The 22007-nt window shown below is 46.2% G+C and carries 18 protein-coding genes; 14 read left to right on the top strand and 4 right to left on the bottom strand.

Features of this window, described 5'->3' with window-relative positions:
* Entirely contained in the window at positions 1 to 843 is an 843-nt protein-coding gene (locus tag ABLU95_RS10805) for a hypothetical protein (RefSeq protein ID WP_348879459.1), read from the bottom strand.
* On the bottom strand, positions 843 to 1307 hold the full coding sequence (mobI, locus tag ABLU95_RS10800) for a conjugative transfer protein MobI(A/C) (RefSeq protein WP_009653245.1): 465 nt from the start codon (positions 1305 to 1307) through the stop codon (positions 843 to 845). Before mobI ends, ABLU95_RS10805 begins: the two co-directional genes overlap by 1 nt.
* Positions 1308 to 1927: 620 nt before the next feature.
* On the opposite strand from mobI, the gene ABLU95_RS10795 reads away from it, so the two are divergent.
* From ABLU95_RS10795 to ABLU95_RS10770, 6 genes are all read left to right on the top strand, one after another.
* Positions 1928 to 2683 carry a hypothetical protein gene (locus ABLU95_RS10795; protein ID WP_042927819.1) on the top strand — a complete coding sequence of 252 codons (756 nt, stop codon included), beginning with the start codon at positions 1928 to 1930 and terminating at the stop codon, positions 2681 to 2683.
* A 192-nt stretch (positions 2684 to 2875) separates the two neighbouring features.
* A complete protein-coding gene (locus tag ABLU95_RS10790; protein ID WP_042927821.1) occupies positions 2876 to 3406 on the top strand; it encodes a hypothetical protein in 531 nt (176 codons plus the stop codon).
* A 10-nt stretch (positions 3407 to 3416) separates the two neighbouring features.
* Positions 3417 to 3950 carry a hypothetical protein gene (locus ABLU95_RS10785; RefSeq protein WP_071532276.1) on the top strand — a complete coding sequence of 178 codons (534 nt, stop codon included), beginning with the start codon at positions 3417 to 3419 and terminating at the stop codon, positions 3948 to 3950.
* A 415-nt stretch (positions 3951 to 4365) separates the two neighbouring features.
* Positions 4366 to 5409, top strand: a complete 1044-nt coding sequence (gene traF / locus ABLU95_RS10780; RefSeq protein WP_069476643.1) for a conjugal transfer protein TraF — start codon at positions 4366 to 4368, stop codon at positions 5407 to 5409.
* Positions 5393 to 6802, top strand: a complete 1410-nt coding sequence (locus tag ABLU95_RS10775) for a conjugal transfer protein TraH (RefSeq protein WP_042927830.1) — start codon at positions 5393 to 5395, stop codon at positions 6800 to 6802. Before traF ends, ABLU95_RS10775 begins: the two co-directional genes overlap by 17 nt.
* A 1-nt stretch (position 6803) precedes the next feature.
* On the top strand, positions 6804 to 10730 hold the full coding sequence (locus tag ABLU95_RS10770) for a conjugal transfer protein TraG N-terminal domain-containing protein (RefSeq protein ID WP_348879456.1): 3927 nt from the start codon (positions 6804 to 6806) through the stop codon (positions 10728 to 10730).
* Positions 10731 to 11026: 296 nt separating this feature from the next.
* Here ABLU95_RS10770 and ABLU95_RS10765 read toward each other — a convergent pair whose 3' ends face one another.
* Entirely contained in the window at positions 11027 to 11299 is a 273-nt protein-coding gene (locus tag ABLU95_RS10765; protein ID WP_071532273.1) for a hypothetical protein, read from the bottom strand.
* Between the two features lie 310 nt (positions 11300 to 11609).
* Between ABLU95_RS10765 and ABLU95_RS10760 the strand changes: the two genes are divergently transcribed.
* Complete coding sequence (locus tag ABLU95_RS10760) at positions 11610 to 14963, top strand: AAA domain-containing protein (protein ID WP_348879454.1); 3354 nt, start codon at positions 11610 to 11612, stop codon at positions 14961 to 14963.
* 137 nt (positions 14964 to 15100) lie between these two features.
* On the opposite strand, the gene ABLU95_RS10755 is transcribed toward ABLU95_RS10760, so the two are convergent.
* Positions 15101 to 15700 (bottom strand): lytic transglycosylase domain-containing protein, encoded by a 600-nt coding sequence (locus tag ABLU95_RS10755; RefSeq protein WP_348879453.1) that lies wholly within the window; start codon positions 15698 to 15700, stop codon positions 15101 to 15103.
* A 133-nt stretch (positions 15701 to 15833) separates the two neighbouring features.
* Between ABLU95_RS10755 and ABLU95_RS10750 the strand changes: the two genes are divergently transcribed.
* From ABLU95_RS10750 to ABLU95_RS10720, 7 genes are all read left to right on the top strand, one after another.
* Positions 15834 to 16562 carry a thioredoxin fold domain-containing protein gene (locus ABLU95_RS10750; RefSeq protein WP_009653217.1) on the top strand — a complete coding sequence of 243 codons (729 nt, stop codon included), beginning with the start codon at positions 15834 to 15836 and terminating at the stop codon, positions 16560 to 16562.
* 16 nt (positions 16563 to 16578) lie between these two features.
* Positions 16579 to 16902 carry a hypothetical protein gene (locus tag ABLU95_RS10745; protein ID WP_348879452.1) on the top strand — a complete coding sequence of 108 codons (324 nt, stop codon included), beginning with the start codon at positions 16579 to 16581 and terminating at the stop codon, positions 16900 to 16902.
* A gap of 13 nt (positions 16903 to 16915) precedes the next feature.
* The gene (locus tag ABLU95_RS10740; protein WP_009653225.1) at positions 16916 to 17257 is read left to right on the top strand and encodes a hypothetical protein; all 342 of its coding nucleotides are present in this window, start codon (positions 16916 to 16918) and stop codon (positions 17255 to 17257) included.
* Between the two features lie 60 nt (positions 17258 to 17317).
* Positions 17318 to 18274 (top strand): DsbA family protein, encoded by a 957-nt coding sequence (locus ABLU95_RS10735; protein ID WP_009653228.1) that lies wholly within the window; start codon positions 17318 to 17320, stop codon positions 18272 to 18274.
* A 59-nt stretch (positions 18275 to 18333) separates the two neighbouring features.
* The gene (locus ABLU95_RS10730; protein WP_348879450.1) at positions 18334 to 18855 is read left to right on the top strand and encodes a hypothetical protein; all 522 of its coding nucleotides are present in this window, start codon (positions 18334 to 18336) and stop codon (positions 18853 to 18855) included.
* Entirely contained in the window at positions 18852 to 19454 is a 603-nt protein-coding gene (locus ABLU95_RS10725) for an HAD domain-containing protein (RefSeq protein WP_009653244.1), read from the top strand. Before ABLU95_RS10730 ends, ABLU95_RS10725 begins: the two co-directional genes overlap by 4 nt.
* Positions 19455 to 19695: 241 nt before the next feature.
* Positions 19696 to 21330 carry a Na+/H+ antiporter gene (locus ABLU95_RS10720; protein ID WP_094645236.1) on the top strand — a complete coding sequence of 545 codons (1635 nt, stop codon included), beginning with the start codon at positions 19696 to 19698 and terminating at the stop codon, positions 21328 to 21330.
* The last annotated feature ends 677 nt before the right edge of the window (positions 21331 to 22007 follow it).

The following is a 22007-nucleotide window of genomic DNA, read 5'->3' as shown; positions in this document are numbered from 1 at the left end:
TTATTGTGCCGGGACAGGAGCAACGGAAGGTCCTGTTTTACCAGCCGCCTTTTCCGGGTTGACTGACGCGGTTTCAGTCTGTTCCGTTTTTACCGCAGCTTTGCTTGCATCAACACCAGAATTCATCTGGTCATCAGGCAGTTCTGGTTCAGGACCCTTCGTGATGGCTTCGGATGATGGATTATCCGGAACTTTGGTTTCGAGGCTGCCGATATACAGCTCAACAGATTTAAAACGTTTGATGTTTTTGATGAATGGAAGTGCATCGTATTTACCGGAAGCACGGTTCTCCGCGTCAAGTATTTTGGTAATTGAATCCATGGCGGCCTGCAGGGAGCTTAAAAGCTGCAGGATAATACGGTCATGCACCTGCTGGGTGATTTCACCGAATAACCACAACTGGTGTGCCTGGCGCGTCATGACATTAATGGTTGAGATAATATCCAGTAACTTGTAGGTCAGTGGATGATTCCAGCGAATTTCAAATTCCTCGTAGTTGTACCCGTCAAACGACGAATCCTGCACCGGAATTTTCGAAAGGCTTTTATCAATCTGCACTTTATAGGTGTTTACATTACCTGACAATTCAGTATAGATGCCTGTCAACCACTTATTAACTTTTGTGCCAGTCGTCGGGTCTGACTCGACCAGGCGAAAGATATTATAAATTGCATTAGAGATCGCGTTGAACTGGCGAAGGCGGGCGCGGTTCTTTTCATGGAAATGCAAATAAAACACGCTGGATAGCGGTTTGAGTTTTGTGATGACCATGCCCAAAGCGCGATTATTGCCCACGTTTCGCTGAGTTCGTGGAGTGTTTCTCTGTGATGTATTTTCAGCCATTATAATAACCTCTTCAGTTTTTCAAGACGCTTGATGTCCGCAAGTCTGCGCTCATGGTACTCATGCAGTAATTCGCGGATGGGTATAATTTTCTTTTCTGTTTCCTGAATCATCTCCAGCTCCCAGTCCAGAGCTTTAGGAAAACAGCTAACACTGTAACCGCCGAGTTTAGGTTTAACGAGAACCCCGTAGTGTTCAATTCGATTTTTAAACCTGGGGGAGAAATCTTTCCAGGAAATAGTAACTTTTTGGGATGAGCCCACTTTTCTTATCACTGGTGCAAATCTGCCTGGATTGAATTTTCCTCCATTCGCGTAGGTTGTATCTGATATCAACTTGTTCCTGGCTTTCCATACATTCCAGTACTGATCCAGGACAAGGGTGGCTTCCTGTTTCAGCAATTCGATATAGAGCACAGCGTTACCAATGACGGTTTCCTGGTGAGCAATAATTTCTGAATTCATGCGTAGTTCCCTCCTGCCCAAAAAGATACAGGAATCAGGAACGGATTTTCTGAACTAACAAGCCGGTTATTAGTTTTTTTAAAATTTTTTCTATACAGACTGAGCCGAGAAAAAAGTAACTTTTGGCCCCTCAGGGAAGGATGCCGTCAAAATGAAGGCACTCAGAGCGTTTCCGTTGTGACGAGATGTCCTGAATCAGAAGGTTTTCAGAGCACGCAGAGGAAAAAAGTAACTTTTAACTGAGTGTTGATAGTATCCCTTATACATAAGTAACTATTTTGACAAAAAGTACTCATGAGCCATAAACCATTTTCAGAGCTTCATTAGTACTTTTTCCATAAAAAAGTACTAATGACATAGTTTTTTCATTAGTACCTTTTCCACCAAAAAGTACTAATGAAAAGTCGGTTTTTTAAGGCATTTCTAAAAAAAAGTGCCCAATGTTATAAGTGCCAATTCGTTCTATCTTGCCTTGAGGCTTTATCATGGATAGTATCTAATAATATTAGTACCAGTTTTGTTGTTCTCTAGCCTGGATAGCTATGATATAATCATAATGTTTACGGAAAACACATACCGCTATAGCAGATATAGATGCTTGGAAAGAGCCCGGAGAGCGTATGGTCATACAACCCAACGTACAGACTGACACGGTCGTAAAAGCTTTTCTCCGTTCGGAGTTACAGTTAATACGGAGTCAGCAAAAACTGATGTCCGTGTTACCACGTGAACTGGCATCAGACTATCGCTATATTCCAGAGATCCTTCTCGGGCGTTTTTTTCATCCGACTACGGATTCCCGACTTAATCGGATTGCGCAATCAGAGGAGCGGCCTGGCAGCCTGTTAATACCACGAGTAAACGGACAGCAAGTTTCCTGGAATAACCTGATAAAACAAATTCGCGACGACTCTCAGTACCTGAAGTTTGAAACATACGGCAGGCCTTTTGACAGTTCAGAGCTTAAACCAAATGCGTCATGCGAATTATTTAGCGGAAAGCAGTATGTCTATAAACCTGCGGATCTGGAGTTGTTTAGAAAAAACATCGTCTCAATACAGATGAATTTCCTTGTCAATCTGTGGAACCTCGTTAGGTTCAATCCGGCATTTGTTCGCGCCTATCTATCGTTATCGAATGACGCTTTTCAGATGCTGGCCGATACAGAGATGAACGCCTTTGTTGAGGTGACAAACGTTGTTTTGTTTCCACGTTTCATTCAATACGATTCTGGCCGTCGTGATGTTAAAGTCTTTGCCTGGGCCTACGAGATAATGTCTGATGTTCTAGATGGTTTTATACCTCGTGAAAATATTGAGAATCTGCGCATTGAATTTAGCTTAAAAGAATCAATTGAGAAGCTAAAAACATTTTAAAGATTATACGAATCAGGTCGACTTTACAGGTTGTGCGCCAGGATATGTCAAAGCACGGTCAGTTCATTCGCAAAAAAATTGATAAGCGTTAAACAGAATATCGTTAAAAAGTAACTTTTCAGAACCGCCAGGGTATGGAACTTCACCGTGCCATTGTGCCAACTCAGGAGCAATGTTAGGAGATTGCGGATAATGGCTATAAAGAAAAATGAAGTCAGTTACCTGAACCAGATCGCAAGCGCGTATAAATTAGTAGAATTCGATGCCAATAAGTACACAATAGCGCATCTCTATGGTCGTAAAATTGCGGACAGGCTGGAGTATTCCAGAACGGCCAGTTCAAGACGGGGGGTTGGATCATGGCTTGGAGATAAGTATGCCATGCTACTTTCTAATGTCGTCGTCAATCACGCTATTCATATTTTCGGTTATGATCCACAAAGACCCGATGAATCAACGAAAGAAATGGATTTCAACGCATTAATTGATTTGTTAATTGATACGGGTTATTCACCTGATATCTACCCACTAAAAATCAACAAAATCGTCGATGTTCTTAATGGGATGTCTGAAGCAGACTATAAAGATTTCTGTCTTGTCTGCAACAAGCCCTACATCCATTCACCATCCGGTTTTGACTCCTGTCCGACATGTAGTGCTAAAAAATGCAAAGTCGCTATCATGCGTTATTCACAGTCTGTTGTTCCCTTTGATGAAAAGTGATGATGAGGTCATGGAAAATCAACTTTTACACACTGCAAGCACAATCTGTCATATATCTTTCTCGGCAACTGGAATTACAACACCTTCAGATGCTCGGGGCTTTTATCATATGTCTGATTGCATCCATAATCGGTTACGAACACTATCACCAGATTTGAATGTCCGTTGTGCTTCCTATTTATATCTGCCAGTAGTCCATACGGCATTAAGAGCAGAAGATCTAAAAAGATATTTTCCTGATAGTACCATCCAACTCGTTCACGAGCTCACACCATTAAAAAGAGCAACCTGTCCATCGGGGAAAATCAGGTTCGATAAAGAGCTTGATGCCTTGTTTTCTTCCAGTTCCGCAGCTGTCAGTATTCGTTTAGCAGAATACCTTTCAAGCCCTTCCCGCTTTTTACGCATGATAAAAAATCCTGACCGCAAGACCCGTATAGAGGAAATCCTCACGACAAGAAATTGCAATTTATCTCACCAGTTAACTCTTCTTATACAGGCAGAGGAAACGGTGTCACGGATTGCGTTGGCTAAAAAAACCTGACGCCATTAATCGTGCTAACGATATACTTATCATTGATAAATCATATGTGTGTTTTATCATTTAAGATTTTTCTTTATTCTTCGACTTCAGGATGCACTACCCATGCCTGATACAGAGAATGAATATCCCCCACTAAAATCAAAATTTCTCAGTTTAATTTTTCGCGACAAATCAGAAGTGATAAAAGTCTTTTTGAACTGATGTGAGAGGGGGATTAAGTGGTTACTATGAGATGTTGCAAAAAGTCAGTTTCCTCCCGCCTCCTGTGGAGCGCCATAAAGTTCCGGCAACATCCTAATGTGTGAGCAGGGAACAACATGAAAGAAAAATCATTCCTTTTTAAAAAGACCCCTGTTATCCAGGAAAACTGATTTTTTTTTATGGGATGATAATGCTATCCATCAAGGGGTAGCATATGCAGATCACAAAAAAATTTATCCTGAAAACCATCATTAGCTCATTGCTGGTGCTTTCTACAACGTCGGTGGCCGAAACTCAGTATGCCGGAACAACACCATTTGTTTCAGGCCAGTCACTGAAAAAAGGCTTTTTCTGGTATAACGACAAAGAACCTGTTGAGGAAGAAGAACAACAGGACCAACAACCATTATCAGGTTCTCCCTCCCAAAACCAAAATGAAGAACTAAAACTTGATTCACGCTGGCTCAAAGAAAACCTGCTGAATCTTCGTTTTGCGGCGATGGACAATCCAACCGATGAGAATCTGTCCCGCTATTATACTGCTAACCGACTCATGATGGATATTGCCACCCGCTTCTCTGACCGAACCAGAGACTATTTCATTAATAATCCCATGATGTCAGAAAAAAGGCGTCAACCAACCGAGACCGTTGCATTAAATGCGCATCGCGCTGGACTTGAGGAAAATCAGCAAAAAGCGCTGTCTTCCATATTCCAGAAAAGTGGTCTTTTCTTCTTCTTCCAAAGCACCTGTCAGTACTGTCATGAACAAAGTCAGATTCTCAATTTCATGCAGAACTATTATCACATCGATATTATGCCAGTTAGTATTGATGGACGTCCTTTACATAACGGCATATTTCCTCGTTATGGTCGTGCCACTATGGAGATGATCAAACAGTATGCCATTACGGAAGTTCCTACCGTTTATCTGATGTCAAATGACGGATCCCAGGCAACAAGAGTAAGTACCGGTCTGGTCTCAGCAGAAGAGTTAAAGAACACGATTATCCTGGCCGCAAGAGGAATGAACCTGTTGGACGAAGCATCATTCCAGAATACCCTCGATATTAAAAAACAGTATGTCCTCGGTGACAGGGATGTACTGACGGTTAATAAGATGAGTTATGAGCAGGATCCTTATCTTCTTCAGAACATAATGGATAAAAAACTCAGCGAATATGACATGCCGACGACCGATAAGGTTGATGCAGGTATCACTGCAAATGAAGGGGGCTACAGTGGCTACTTACATTAAAAAAGTAACTTTCCTCAAAAAGTTACTTTTATCGGCCATGTTCTTTGGCGTGTTCTCCATGCAAGAGGTCCACTCTGCCAACGTCATGGAGGGCATATTCAAAGGTATGGTTGCCTCCACAGATCCGGCAACTGTCCGAACCGCATCGAGAGTAGGGGCTGTTGGAGGGAGTTTTTCTTACAGGCAGCCTCAAGTCAACACTAACCTCGTAAATGTGAGTTTCCCTAAAGCTAGTGTCGGCTGTAACGGCATCGATATCTTTCTGGGCAGCTTCAGTATGATCAACGGTGACCAACTCGTGCAGATTGGGCGTGGCATAGCGCAGGGCTCAGCCGTCTACGCCTTTAACACTGCGGTCTCCGCAATTTGCGCCGACTGCGCAGCTATTATTGCCAACATTCAGGACAAACTCGCCGCGCTGAACAAATTCGCCAAAGACAGTTGCAACGCGACGTACGAATTTCTACAGAACGGGCTGGGTACTCCGCAGGAGTTTACTCAGAATATTGGGCTCGGCGGCGGCGCTGTTGACTCTATGGTGTCCGGTCTTTTCCCGGATTTCGGTAGCACCATGAGTCAGTCTGCCAGTGACGTAAACAAAAAGAACTATGCAAAAGATCCAGAGGCCTTTAAAGAAAAATATGCGGGAAACATTGTCTACCAGGGCTTCATGAGTATTGATAACGGCAATATGAATGTAGGTGGTGTGACTGAATTAACGGGTTATAAATTAGCTGAACAAATCATGTCACTGACGGGTACGCTTATTGTCAGTTGGGACAGTAACGGTGAAAACTCTGCGATAACACCGATCCCACCAACGATGAAAGCTTCAGACTTCATAAAAGGCACTGGTTCAAGCAATGTTAAAATAAATGTCTGCAACCCGGCACCTGATTTAAGCAGCAACAAGAAAGCCCAGTGTCTTGAAATGCGTCAGGATTCTACACAATTCAAAGGTCTTTCTGAAACCATTATAGAGACATTACTTGAAGTTCAGCGGGCTGTGAGAAATGACACTGAATTGTCACAAGATCAACGTCGATTAATCGGTATGTTGGGAATAAATAATATCATACCAACCCTACAGACGTTGTCTGCTGCTGAGGGCGTTCAGTACATCAATGATATCAGTACGATAGCGGCGAAAAATTTCACGATCGAGCTGCTTAGTAATGTCCAAAATAAAATGACAAATATGACGCTTCCTTCTGAGGCGATGACATCATTTAAAGACCAACTTGAAAAAATAAACCAGACATTCAGAAACCAAATCCGCAGTGCCTCTGAAGTGCAGTCCATTCAGAACACAGAGGAAAAAACAGTTCTGGCCTACTGGGATATGGCATTCGTTAAAAAACGCACTTATGGTGATAGCGGGAACGGGGGCTGATATGAGTAATTTCACGATATACACCATTGGTGAAATTGATTTCGTCTATACGGCTTTTAATGGGATCGCACTGATTTTTTCCAGCCACGGCTCAAATGAATGGATCAAATTTGCGGCTTATGCTGCTGCTATTGGACTCTTCTATAAATCAATGAAGTGGGTACTCGCCCCGAGTAAAACTGATGTCCCAATATTCTCATGGATTATGGGGCTGTTGTTCTATTCAATTGCCGTCATTAAAGCCGATGTCACGCTGGAGTCGGTGAAAACAGGCGAAGTCAGAAATATCGATGATGTCCCGCTTTTTATTGCTGCCTCGGGAGAGCTCACTACCGGTTTATTACATGGTCTTATTACAGACTGGCGGGCAGCGTTTGACCCGCTCACCCCGGTAGGACAGGTCACTGATACGCTGGATGACAGCTTGACACTGGGTCCAATGACCAAAATGGTCAAATATATGGAGTGGGGCGGGGAGTCGAGCGGGTTCTGTCAGGCATTTCCGAATACGATGAGCGGAAGCGAAAAACCGGTGACATTCGATGTGTGCAGAATAATTCAGTCTATTGCCCGAGACTGTATAAAAACGACCCAGGATTCAGAGGTTCAGACAGCACTCAGAGGCGTGGCGTTGAATGAAATCTATGCAACAGACCTTGGGTCCGTAATAAATGTTATGGACTCAATGACGGCCAACAGCCTGAAGACGGCCAGCGTCCCCATGGTGACATCTACCGGACTGCAGTATGCGTCGTGTACGGATGCATGGGCGGCGGTAAAAGCTGCATTCGCCTCGCCTCAAGGCGCTTCAATTATGAGAAATCTTGGGCAGATGAATCAGTTTGTTGCGCCGCAACAAGAGGATAATGGTCAACAAACTGACTTTATCGGCGGTGCGGCCACCACGCTTTTTGGAAGCGCAGGTCAGGCTCACAATATCACAACAGCTGCATTCGTTCTTAATCAGGTCGACAAAGGCGTTCTCCAGTACAGGAAGGCGCTAGGTATAGCGGCAGACTATCAGCTCTTCGAAGCGAGCATGAAAAGAACGAATGCAATGGTTAGTCAAGGGCAGCTCTGGCTCAACATTTCAGGCGCTGCAATATCTTTCCTGGAAATGTTCAGCTACATGGTCGCCCCTTTTGCTCTGATTGCGATCCTGTTTTTAGGGGGGGAAGGTATCGCTTCAGCCGCTAAGTATCTGCAGCTAATTGTATTCGTTAACATGTGGCCGATAACGGCAGTCATGGTAAACGCATACGTGAAGATGGTACTGAATCAACAGTTTGACACATGGACATCGCTGGGGGTTCAGACCACGATGAACTGGGCAAATATGGGGAGCATTCAGGAGACGTACGGCAGCTACCTGTCTGTGGCCTCAGCTCTGTATTGCATGGTGCCGATGCTGACTCTATTCCTGTTGACCACCAGCATTCACCCGATGATGGGAGCGTTGAAAAATGTCACACCTGATGCCCCAAACAATACCGGCCACGTCACACCAGACGTTTGGTCGGCGGGGAATGCGGGTAAACAGTCCTTTGGTGACCAGACACACACCGCAGCCACTACAACAGGTGGTGGCATGTCGTCAGGAGGGCTTCTGGATTCTCAGACCAGGATGATGCCAACTCTTGGGTTGGGTGCATCGCTGAGTGATACAGTCAGAGCATCAGGCCAGAACTCGATAGGGACCGACAGGACCTCCACTCTCAGCTCAAAACAGGCGTTAAATGAAGCCTGGGCCAGTGCAACACAAGGTAATCGAACACAAACAGCAGGTTCAACAAACCAGGGCGGAATGAAACTTGTCGATGATGTAGCGGCCGGGATGACCAGAAATCTCGGAAAAGATACTGGAGTATCATCAGATGCCCTTAAATCTATGGCGGCCTCTGCCATCCTTAGCGGAATGGCAGACTTAGGTTTAAATTTGGGTGGTAAAGGTGGTGCAGGGAAAGGCGGTGGCGAAGAGGGGGGAGCAGGTTTATCAGGAAAACTTTTAGGGCAGATAGCAGCACGAATTCAAGGAAACAGTCAATTATCTGACGGTGCGAAAAAAGCCCTCACTGACAATCTGATGAGTAGCATGAAAAATGGTGATGGTTTTTCTAAGGACATAGCTAAGCTGGAGTCCAATGTGATCCAGAATGGTTTCTCTGACTCTGACAGTTACCAAAAAACGGCACAGAAGATGCAGGAACACGCCCAGGCTGTCACTAATAAAGAGAGCAATGCATTCAGTAAAACAGGTGAACAGGCTTCACAACTTTCAATGAATAGCAGTCTGAACATTGACGGGGCCAAAGTGTCTGACACCCTGAGTAAACCAGCGACAGCGCAAACTGTAGGTGATTGGGCGCAGGCTTCAGGTTTAAATCGTGAAGCAGCAGTGGGTAAATGGAACGAAATGAAAGGGACATTAAATGGCAGTAACACGCTGGGAGACACGAGAAACGGCAACGATGCATTTGTTAAAATGATGTTTAACGAAGCCGAAAAACTATCTCGTATGGATTCTGGTGAGACTGTTGCTCATAATCTGGGCGATATTAAACAAGCCTCTCAAATGCTTAAAAATGCTGTCAGTATCATGGGTGCCAATGCCGGGATTATCTCGCCTGCGACAGAGAAACTGGATCAGTTTGTAGGGCTGGGTACTGGTGGCAACTATGCCAGCGGGCAGGAACAGGCACAAACAGCTCCGGACACGTCCGCAGTGCCTTCTGCAGGACAAGTTTCTGGTAATGTTTCTAATCAGCAGGGTGCTGTAACCGGTGGGCTCGCTCAGCGAGAACAGGCTGCGAAAGCACAACCAACAACGGAAGTTGGTGGAATGACAGCTGGCACACTTAATGAGGGCGATGGCAGAGCTCACGTAGCTAATACCAACGGGGAAAATAACGGACAAGTCCATACTCAGGCAGATTCGCAAAAACTTCAAAGGGTCGAAGATACGTTACCTTTGGGGAACGTCAATGAGACCATAGACAAGGCTAAACAGGCAGCGGATACCGATAGTCCATTACAATCCGTAGTTGCAGGCACACAAAGTACAGTTCTGGGTGATGCAGAAACAAGTGATATCAATGCCTCGACTCAGCAAACGATGAGAGACATGCAAACGCATGATATGCCGAGAAGTGCGGAGACTTTCAGCCCGTCCGGGAACAAAGAGAAAGACTCCAAAAACGCCTTAAGCCAGGCGGCGTTACACTCCGAAGTTGCCCGCAATCAGACTGGTGAGGCCAGAGAAAACAGCCTTAAAGAAGCTGAAGCATGGCGTTCTACATTCAACCAGCTATCAGGTCAAAATTATTCATCATCCGATGTTGACCGTGTTTCCCGGTTAGCTATGAACGGGAAAAATAATGGTTATGAAAATGGGCTTTCGGATGTTGTGAATAATGCCGTCAACAATACCGGCACCACGGCCACCAGAGTACCGACTGGGTCCTCTGATTACGAGCTGGGCGGAGATATGCGCGACAGTAACAGTAGAAGCCCGAACCTGAGGGATAAAGGGCAGGCAGCCAGAGAACAGGTGTTTGATAGCAACCGAACAGTAGCAAAAACGTTTACTGGAGCCGGTTCAGACCGTTATGTCGGTGATTCAATGAAGCTAGAAAACGGTTCATCCGGTCAAACGCTCATCGGCAACATGAGCAACAATATGCAGTTAAGACAGGCCAGCAATTTAGCTGAAAACAAACCTGGTATGACGGACGATAAATTAACCCAGCTTCGGGACGCGCAGGACACAGCAATGAGGACTGTCCAGAATAAACTGGCTGAAAACCCAAGATATGGGCCAGAAGCAGCAGCCGCTTACCCTGCATTTATCGCAAGCTTACCGGAAAGCATCGGAACCACACAAGGCCAGGATTTTGCGAAAGAGTTCTTGGATAAGCATCGAAAAAACTAATTAAAAGGCCCGTTTAAAAGCGCTGATCCCCATCACACACTCAGCGCTAATAAACACCATATTTCGGTTGATTTTGGCGAGGTGATTTGAACGGTGCTGAGCACCGTTCGTTTTAATATTAGCGAAGTATGGCGTAAACACGCTCCACTACAGGGCATACTGAAAGACTCGTTTTTACTCTGGCGAATGATTTATCTGATGTAGACAGGGAAAATGTTAAGAGAAAAAATGGCTATTTATAACGATTTGCGAAGACTCTTTGTTCTTAAGTACAAAACTGTCCAACAATATCAAGGCTAGTCATCATGTCTCTGATTTTGTTCTTGTTCATAACACCAATATTCAGTCGAACGTAAATCTGTAATATCATGTTGATCATATTCAACCGGATTACGATAAGTATTGTTTGACGATTCCGAGACAACCCTATCGGTATCTTTCTCACGGGTACCGAAGAGCGGGTATTTGCGTCCTACAGTGATGTAACGATATACAAGCACTGCTAGGCAAAAGACATAGAAGAGCCCTTTGAAGTCGGAAAGTTCAAATCCAAACAGTTCGTACATCATTGGGTAGCCCTCTGTTATCTCTCATTTGATTAGATTATAAACTATTTAAACTCTCCTCCAACCCACTATTTTCATCAAGTCCGGATGCCGCCTTATCTCAAAAGGGGGCTTTACAGCCCATATCCTATGGTGTATCCGTTGATACAGAACCGTTTTTATCCATTAAGGGCAGGGGTAACCTGGCATAGCCCCGGAAAGTTACTTTTCAGCCAGAATGCGTGAGGGCGGGTTGAGTTAATGCGGTATATAGCTGCTTTATGACACAGGGATCGCGTCCCTACATAAGCCTGGACAGATGAATGAGGTTTCAGTGAAGGAAAGCTTACAAAAGGTGCAACATGTCTTCCGCTTCTGGAAAGCTATTGAGGCACTGACGCCACAAAGTATTGATAAAGAAAATGCTCGTGACATAGATAATCCAGCGTACATGGTGACATTCGACGGGCTGCTTCCCTGGACGGATACAGAGCATGTTCGAAAACCCGTCCCCTCAGGCAAGGTCTGGCGTTACTCCGCTCAATGCGGGATCTACAATATTTCGGTCGTAGCCGATCAGCTTGAAGAAAAGCTTGGTGCCCATGATGACGTCGCTGAAAGTCGGAACACTGGCAAAAGCCGGTTGTTCGATGTCAGTTTCAGCAATAAAGGTATCCCCCAGGCCACATCATTCATGTTGTCAATGCCCGCATGGGCTGCTTCACAGGTGTTAAATCATGACCAGGGTGTGAAAGCGTTGAAAACACCCGTCAGTCCGGACTTGACGGGGCTTCCCGCGCTGTCAGATACACTCCCGATGATGGACAGCGGATTCCCTGAATTTGATCAGCTGACCCTGCATATTATGCAATGGATTGATGCTGAAGCTGTCCGTTTACAGCGTGACGAGCTGGCAGCTGATGTTTCCTGGATTAAGACGCTTGGCGAACTGGTACTGGAGAAGACCGGTTTCCCTTATGAGGCAATGGAGCAGCATGCTATCTGCCTTGTTAAGTGCGCCACAGTCAGGATCTCACAGAATAGCCATGAGGTGAATCTCTCCGTTGAGAGTACCAAAACGAACTCAGCCAGCAGCAGAACAGAGGGGAAAGGAAAGGAAAAAACCAAAAGTGCTGTACCGGATGATCTGATAAACAGCTTTTACATTCATGAGATGGAGGCGCTCGAAGGACACTGGAAAAAGAAAAATGTTGGCAGAGGTTTCTTTGACTACATGACGTCCGTGTCCCGGGAGAACAGGCAGGTAACGGATGTTCGAACCGGGGAGGGGTTAGATGCTGCATTTGACAGACTGCGTCCCACGCAACCGCCGGTCGGCACATGGCCCTCTCTATATCCGTTAGCGTTCAGCCAGCAGTTAGCCGTTAATGAGCTGTGGCGTAAAAATGCTGAGACACCCGGTATTTTTGCTGTCAATGGGCCACCCGGCACAGGAAAGACAACACTCCTTCGTGATGTGGTGGCCGCAGTCGTCACCGCGCGTGCCGGTAAACTGATTGAGCACAAGAACAGGGTTTTCTTAAACAAAGGCACTTTTACATGCGATAAGAAAACCATCCCCTTCTTTCCGCTTCACGATTCCATTGCAGGGACATCCATCATCGTTGCCTCTGCCAATAACGGCGCAGTAGAAAACATCTCGCTCGAACTCCCGGGTATTGACGCTGTACCTGAATGGGTACCAAAACAGTCAGATTATTTCAGCGAACTGGCTTCGCACCTGATGGGTAAACCAGCATGGGGGCTTCTGGCCGCAAAACTGGGTAATAAAGAAAACCGGGAAAATTTCCTGAATACTTTCTGGTGGAAAAAGCCCGATGAGCGGAATCAAAAACCGACAGTGCCTCCGGAGACATTCTCACCCGCCCGGGGTGAAGGGTTGCATTACCATCTTAATTTACTGAAGCCGACGCAGGGAGCCCGTAAACCCGCAATGTCCTGGTCAGAGGCTGTTATTCGTTATCAGAAAGCCACAGTCATCGAAGATGAAGCACGTCAGGAGCTCGTCAGGTATTCAGAACTTGAAGAACAGATAAAAAATCAGGAGCAGGCACTCATCCAGTGCGGGGAGAGCCGGGCCTCGATTAATGCCGCTCTGTCAGAACAGAACGGAATATACCTGGCGCTTTCCTCTGATGTTGCCGGACAGGAAGAAGCTGGTACCCGGTTACACCGGGAACTGGCGGAAGCCGATAAACGCGTCCACCAGCATGAGGCGAATAAACCAGGCATACTGATGGCGATTTTCTCACTGGGTAAAATACCGCGAGAGTGGTGGGGGCGTTATCAGCGACTGACCGATGAAATGGATTCACTGCGTACAACACTCGCCGAACATATTAAGGCGTTGACGAGCTCGCAAGCCCTCCGTGATGAAGCGCACAGTCAGACTGAGGCGCTTAAATCGGAGCTGGCGCTTTCTGTCAGCAGAGAGACAGCAATCAGGGAAAAGGTTGCCCGGGATATCTCGGAACTGGCAGAGGCCAGGACCATGATGGGGGATGCCTGGCCGGACCGTAACGCAACGGATGAACAAAGGGAACTGTCAGCACCATGGCTCAGTAAGAGATGGCGGGATACGCGGGAGAGGATGTTTCTTGCGGCACTGGATGTTCACCGCGCATTTATTGAATCTCACCCCGTTGAAATGTCAGCAAACCTGAATCTGGTGAGTGACTGGCTTAATGGTAAGGAGATACCAGATAAACAGGCAGCGCTTGCCCTTGATTCACTGAGTCTGGTTGTCCCCGTTATCTCCACAACGTTTGCGTCTGTTCCGCGCATGTTTAAAAAAATCGGCAAAGAAGCCATTGGGTGGTTACTGATTGATGAAGCAGGGCAGGCCCTTCCGCAGCAGGCAGCAGGAGCAGTATGGCGGGCAAAACGAACGGTTGTCGTGGGCGATCCAAAGCAACTGGAGCCGGTGAGTGGTATTCCTTCCTCTGTCGAAGGGGCACTTGCACAATCCTATGATATTCCAGCCAGCTGGTGGCCGGGTAAAATATCGGCACAGGTGCTTGCTGATCAAACGATGGAGCTGGGAACCTGGCTACCGGATGTTGAAAAAGGGCAGGTATGGGTAGGCTGTCCTTTACGAGTACACCGGCGTTGTGACGATCCCATGTTCAGTATCAGTAATAATATCGCCTACGGCGGGCTCATGGTGCATGGGAAAAAGCAAAGCACGTCGTGTTTGCCTGACAGTGGCTGGCTGGATGTTAAAGGTAAATCATGTGAAGGGAACTGGATCGCTGAGGAAGGTACTGCAGTAGAAAAGTTACTTTTGACACTGAAAGAGCAATACAGCATAGCACCTGACGACGTATTCCTGATTTCGCCATTTAAGGACTGCGCCATGAAGCTCAGAAAACTCGCTTCCCGGACCGGTTTCCGTTCCAACCGAACGGGGACCGTGCACACGACACAGGGTAAGGAAGCGGCCGTGGTCGTGCTTGTGCTGGGGGGAAACATTCAGAAAAATGGGGCAAAGTCCTGGGCGGCCAGCAAACCTAACCTCCTGAATGTGGCCGTGAGCAGGGCCAGACAGCGGCTGTATGTTATCGGGGAGCGTTCACTGTGGGAGAAACATGCCTACTTCTCATCCCTTTCACGAGAGTTAGGGCCACTGCAGGAAAAGATGCATAAGAATGCTGTGACAGAGCCCTGATTTGAACATTTAACGATGTCCATGAGGGAACCGGGCCCCCTGTTCTGGACTGAATGGGGCGTCCGGACATGGCGACACGCCGGTACCGGCACACCCTGCAACGGTGAGATAAAAGTGACTTTTACTGATTGCATCGTTCAGGGTTGTGGCGGTGAGTTGTTCGCGAGCTTACCCGATATCTCTGGCGTTTGTGGTTTTACGCGATCAAGCCCTGTCCATGCATTGAGTTGCATCATTTTCCCGTTACGCTGAAGACGCCGGTTATATCGTTCCATGAACTTGAAAATATAGTTGGCTCTGACGCGTGGGGTTCTGCTGTTATAGTCTGCAATTCCTTCAAAAACATTCCCCTTCCGGTCGATAATTTTCCGGTGCAGCCACCATGTACCCACCCAGAAAGAAGCACAGGGATCGTAAGCAAGCTCACGCCAGGTTATCGCGGGGAAGTGAGATTTTACCTCAGCCAGATTTGATGAATTGATCTGCATCGGGCCAATATCCCATGACCCATTGGTGTTGAGTACAAATGAACCAATCTTCCCACCTTCATTATCAAACAGAGTGAAAACCAGGTCACTGTCGATACCAAAAAAACGGGCTGCATCCGTTAAACACTGGTTCTTTACCGCCTCAGGTACGTTTTGGGGCCTCGGGCGATCCTGGGGCGGATTGAATGTGGTGCTGGCATTGACGGTGAATGTTGCGAACAACGCTGCGCCCAATAAAGATTTTGTCATCAACCCGCTCCTCAAAAGTAACTTTTACAGGTTACACGACCTCAAAAAGATTTTTTTCTCTCCCGGGGTAAAAACACCGCCTGGTCGGAAAAATATTTTTTCTTGTTTGGTACAGTAATTCAGGAGGTAGGAAATGATAAAACCTGTTGTTATTGCACTGACATTATTATCCATACCAGCGTATGCCGACGTTGAATTACCCGCTGAAGTTAAAGTAAAACTGGAAGCCCTCGGTATTGATGCTGTCACTGCTGAAAAATCACCGGTGGAGGGGATTTATTCGGTTTTCTCTAAAGAAGGTACCAGTTATGTCACTTCTGACGGTGCTTACATATTTACCGGTAATTTATTCCGGGTGAAAGGTGCTGATGTTGAAAACACAACTGACGAGTTTATCAGTAAAGGGATGAGAGCCTATATTGAAAAACTCGATACTATCACCTACAAAGCGCCTGATGAAAAATATGTCATAGGGATATTTACTGATATCACCTGTGGTTTTTGCCAGAAGCTACATAACGACCTGCAGTCCTATCTGGATAAAGGGATCACCATAAAATACATCGCATACCCTCGGGCCGGTATGAACTCCATGATTGCGCGGAACATGGCTTCAGTCTGGTGTACGGAAGATAAACCGGCCGCGTTGACTAAAGCAATGAAAGGGGATGGCCTGCCTGATAAGCAGCCAACAAAAGCCTGTATGGATTCGGTTCAGGACCAGTTCAATGCAGGGAACATGTTCAGACTTTCAGGCACGCCAGCGGGTTTAAGCCTGAAAGGGGAGCCTATGGTATTTGCGGGTTTACGAGACCCGGACCAAATGCTTAATAGCCTGAAAACGGCCAATCAGAAAAAATAACTCTCCGGGAGAGACGATGAAGAAATTTATGGCAATTGCAGCGGTCGTGGTTGTGTCATTTTCAGCACAGTCCAGTTTTTGTGATCAGAGCGGCTGCAAAGTTACTTTTGTTGATGTCGATGTCGACGGTACCGAAAAACCGATCATGCTGCTTGATGCTGCGGGAACTCCGACGAAGAGTTCTATGGGCCGGGTGTTTGATGATGTAAACACTACCGGTAAGAAAATACAGACCGAAATGAACTCATCAGTATCAGCATCAGCATCAGGGCATTCAGACAAATCGTCGCCAGTGCAAATTAACAGGGTGTTAAGCCCGATAACTATCTACAGCGCATAATACGGAGCCTGTCATGGGATTAATAAGAACTGTGGTTTATGTGGGTATCATCGGCGGTATCTTTGCCTATTCACAAACAAAAGACAGCCTTGAAAATATTTCATTCCCGGATGCGGAGTTACCTTCATCAATCACCAGCAATAACCTGATGAAATCATCAGGGCTGAGTGACCATTACGCCTCACTGAAAAACAGCGGCCTTCCTGAACGAATGTCCGCATTACTGGATGATGCGCCTGATATCCGGGGTTCAGTCAATGATGTCGTCATGACGGCCGGAAATATCGATATCCAGAAAGTTATTCAGGATGCCGTGGATGAACTTGAAAGCAGCAGCCGAAAGACCAGTAAATAAATTGTCTGTCGGATGCATCAGTTGCATCGCGTAAAATTAAATAACGCACAGAGATAAATCATGGAAAATAAACAAAGCTCTAAAAAACGTACTTTGATTAATATTGCCCTGGTGGTTGGTGGCTTTGTAGCCGGTTCGGTGATCTGGGGACCTGGCAGTAACCTGATGAAATCGAATGATCGTACTAATGAGTCTATCAATAAACAGTCTATTGAGCAGACTAATATGATCAATACTTCAGCACTTACAGAGCCTCAGGCGAATCAGCCAGCCGGTTTAGTCCTGACAGAACAGGACAAAGAGTTGATTGGAAAGACGGCGGCTCAATATTTGATCGACCATCCTGAAAACCTGGTTGAAGCAGGTAAACGCCTGGAGTCTAACCGCGATGGGGAGAAAATGTCTAATGTAGTGAATACAAAAGACGTTCTCCTGGAATCAACCTACACACCAAACTACGGTCCGGATAATGCGGATGTAGCCGTAATCGAGTTTTTTGATTACATGTGCCACTTCTGCCAGCAATCCAGCCCGGTTCTTGAGAAGGCCATTAGCGCGAACAAAAATGTGCGAACGTTCTTTAAAGATTTCACTATCTTTGCAGACCGTACTCCGATTTCAGGTATGGGCGCGAAAATTGGTCTTTATATTTTCCGGACATACGGTCAGGATAAATATTATGAGTTTCATAATAAATTAATGAACGAGACCGGAATAGCGCTTCAGGCCAGAAAGGATTACTCACCGAAAAATCTGGCAACGCTGGTTCATGGGCTGGGGTATAAAGATATTCTTGACGAACACGGTAACTTCCTTCTGGCTGCAGAGCTACGTGACCAGCTCCAGAATGTGCTTGATGCGAACATGATGCTGGCTGATAAGCTCAATTATAGTGGTACTCCGGTATTCATCGTCATGAACATTAAGAATCCGCAAAACAAAACGACCACAGTAATGCCTGGTGCTCCCGAACTTTACAGGCTTCAAAAAGCCATAGACCTTGCTGCCGGTAATTAAATTGTAAGGGTTCTGTTTTTGTTATTTTATACATGGCAATAATTTACAGGGTGGTTTTTATGTTCGAACAAAATAATATTTTCTACAGTATGTTACTTTTGATTATTTTCTTATCGTACATGCTTTATAAAAGCATTAAGTCAAAAAAAAGATTGCATAACCGGTATGAGGAAGTCTATAAGGCTTTTCATCTGGCTGATTCAGAGTACAACGGCGGCATGAAAGACGCTTACAGAAACTTATCTTTAAGCAATGCGCATTTGAAGTTTTTGGCAGATTACTTCAACCAGGAGACGGTTAAGTTTGATGGCAGAAGCATAATCTGTGAAAGAGAAGATGACGTTCAGTATGTTTTTTCACTTATGTCGGAAAGTCATTTTTGGTTGAATAAAGCCATGAAAGACATAGATACAGTAGTTAATAATACAGATGTAATCAAAGATATTAAATTATCAGTGCCTCCGTTTTCTTCATTGGGTGGGCTGAAATTAATAGCGGATGAATTTAATCTTGAAAGTAAAGAATTTGATGGATTTTCCACTCTTAAAATCAAGTATGAAGAGCAAAAGGGGGAGAGATGACAGGGGCTTTGTTTTCACTTTCTGCTGGTGGGGCGGTGTTTGCCGCCTCTGTGATTATTCTCATTCTCAGTGCTATGCTATACGACAGTTTAACTAGAAGTCGTGTTAAAAATACACAATTATATGAATTTACAGCTTCGCCTGAAGTAGCAATTGCCACTCATCCAGACGGAGCTGTTCTGCTCTATCTTGATTTTGACGGCGTCCTGCATCGAAGGATGAATGAGTCCTTTGAAAGAATGCCCCTGCTTGAAGAAATTTTAACTCAATGTCCAGAAATCCTCATCGTGGTCTCCAGCAGCTGGAGGGAAACGATGTCTTTAGAGGGGCTAAAGCATCTTTTCCCAGTATCATACCGGAACAGAATCATTGGCGTTACACCTTCACTTCAGAGTGTACCGGATAGTGAATATATCCGGTACAGGGAATGTCTTTCAAATTCCCAACATCTGGGTATCAGTAATTTTATTATTATTGATGATGAGTCGCACCGTTTTCCACCTGGGTGTGAAAATCTGGTGTCAACAAAATATAGAGAGGGGATGACTGACGAAACAGTATCCGAAGTCATCATGAAGTATCGTCAGTATTTCTCCTGAAGGCGCGCGTTTCATATTCTGAATATGATGAAATAAACGCCGATTATGAAACGCAGAAAGTTACACCAGGGGTAAGGAGCTGGCATCAACGGATTACCGGGAAGGTTTAACAGAAAAAACAGCAACACATATTGTCCAGCGATCCCCGTCCCCCCTAGAATAAACACTCTATTAGAGTCACCTGCTGATAAGGATGAACATACATGCCTGAAGAGTTTGCCATGAGAAGAGGAGGGGCAATATGTCGCTGATTACCATTGTTCTTGTATTCATGATAGCGATAGTTGTTACTGTGTTTATATCTCATTTGTTGCCCGTAAAAATTCCATTACCTTTGATCCAGATAGCTGCGGGGGCTGGTCTCGCTGCCGGAGGCTTCCAGGTTGATTTCGATCCGCATATCTTCCTGCTGTTGTTCATTCCCCCTCTGTTGTTTCTGGATGGCTGGCGAATACCAAAGGATGCGTTTTTCAGTGATCTGAAACCCATCCTGTCACTGGCGATTGGACTCGTTCTGGTCACCATTATTGGCATTGGCTGGTTTATTCACTGGCTTATCCCGGCGGTTACGGTGGCCGCCGGATTTGCGCTCGCTGCGATTCTGTCACCAACTGACCCGGTGGCCGTTTCTGCCATGACTGCAAACTCTCCGCTGCCCTCACGAATGGCGCATATCCTCGAAGGCGAATCCCTTCTAAACGATGCATCCGGCCTTGTGGCATTTAATTTTGCGATTGCTGCAGTGCTCACCGGTACCTTCTCCCCGGGAGAGGCGGTGACTAAATTCTTCCTGATGGCCTTCGGTGGCATTCTGAGCGGTCTTGTGGTCGTCTGGGTAACCGGTAAGTGCAATAATTTTCTGGTGAAACGGACACGCGAAGAACCGGCCATTCAGATACTGATTAGCCTTCTTATCCCGTTTGCGGCGTATATTCTCGCTGAGGCATTCCATGTCTCGGGGATCCTGGCTGCCGTAGCCGCAGGCATCGCTATGCACTATGAGCAGCTGTCGGGGCCTCGTTTACCGGCCACACGCATGAAAAGCAGTGCCGTGTGGAATATGCTTCAGACCACGCTAAACGGGATGATTTTCCTGATGCTGGGCGAGCAGTTGCCACGTATGTTACTGACCCTGCCAGATGTGGCACAACAGGCAGGCGCTTCATCCCCGTGGTACTTACTGCTGTATGCTGTGGTTATCACACTAGCCCTTGGCGTGATGCGTTTCATCTGGGTATGGCTGTCCATAACCCTGACGGTATTTCGTCAGAAACGACGGGGTAAGGTCACGACTGCGCGCCCCCGGTTCACTGCGATGGCCGTGATGGCTCTCGCGGGTGTGAAGGGTTCAGTCACTCTGGCGGGGATACTGACGCTTCCGGTCGTACTGGATGACGGGTCACCATTCCCGGGCAGAGAGTTGCTTATCTTTCTCTCAATGGCGGTGATCCTGTTATCACTTATTGTGGCAGCTGTAGGACTTCCCTTCATGACACGCTCTCTCGGAGAGGATTTGCCTCATGACGCCGGTAGCGGCAATATCGGTGCAGCATTGACTGAAGCGGCCATCAACCGACTGAGCGATTTGCTTAGCCAGCCTGTCGATGATCCCGATGAGCAGGCATTACGAGCTGATGCCGGAAATATGCTCCTTGAGACATACCAGCGGCGGCTTCACTACAACTACAGCGATGAACAAACCGACGTCGGACTGGAGTTGATGAAACGCACCAGGCTTGAGAAGTTTATGCAACGTGAGGCTATTATCGCGCAACGTAATGAGCTTTTCCGTATGCGAAAGGCCCGTACCATCAGCGATACCGAATTCCATCAGACGCTCAGGGCGATCGACCTCAAAGAAGAGAGTCTTCATTAACAGGTGTCCGTATCAGTCCTCTCTGTTCAGCGATGAGTGGGGAGGCTGAAGGCTTTGTTAATTCAACACTCATTATCAATTATTGTGCCTGGGGAATTATTCATGTCTGAAAATATTGTTTTATACCACTGTAACCATTGTTCGGGATCCGGGACATGTAGCAATGGAGCCAACGGGAATTCATGTGTGGTATGCGTAAAAAGAAGGCAAGGTATGGGAGAGATACCACGTTACTGGGGCTTCCAGCGAAAAAGGTATCTTGAATCATTCACCGGGCTGGCATGCGGTTGTTGTGGGGGGATCGGTAAGGCTGAAATCATGACCGCAAGAATAAATGGACGAATAACTTCGGTATTAGGGATCATAATGCCATTCTTTCTAATACTCCTGACATTTTTGTCCTCGGCCTCTGGAAATACAAGGCTGTTTGATGTTTTTTCAACACTGGCTTGTTCCGTCACCGGCACAGTTATTGGGTATTACTTCTCATCGAGTAAAAACAGTTCGTAATGGTGTTAATGGGTCAGGTGGTTCAGATACTGGGAGTTACGGAGAAAAGTTACTTTCAATGCTTGTTTCCGAGTGAAGAAGTATGGGGGGATTAAAGCGCTTTCCTGCGCCGGGGCTTCAGTCCGGGTTCTGACAGTTGCGGGACAATGGCCTAGTTTCGCAGGCTG

Origin of the sequence: Klebsiella sp. GG_Kp146 (assembly GCF_040061975.1) — a bacterium.
Classification (GTDB): Bacteria; Pseudomonadota; Gammaproteobacteria; order Enterobacterales; family Enterobacteriaceae; genus Klebsiella; species Klebsiella quasipneumoniae.
This window is presented reverse-complemented; position numbering and strand designations above follow the sequence as displayed.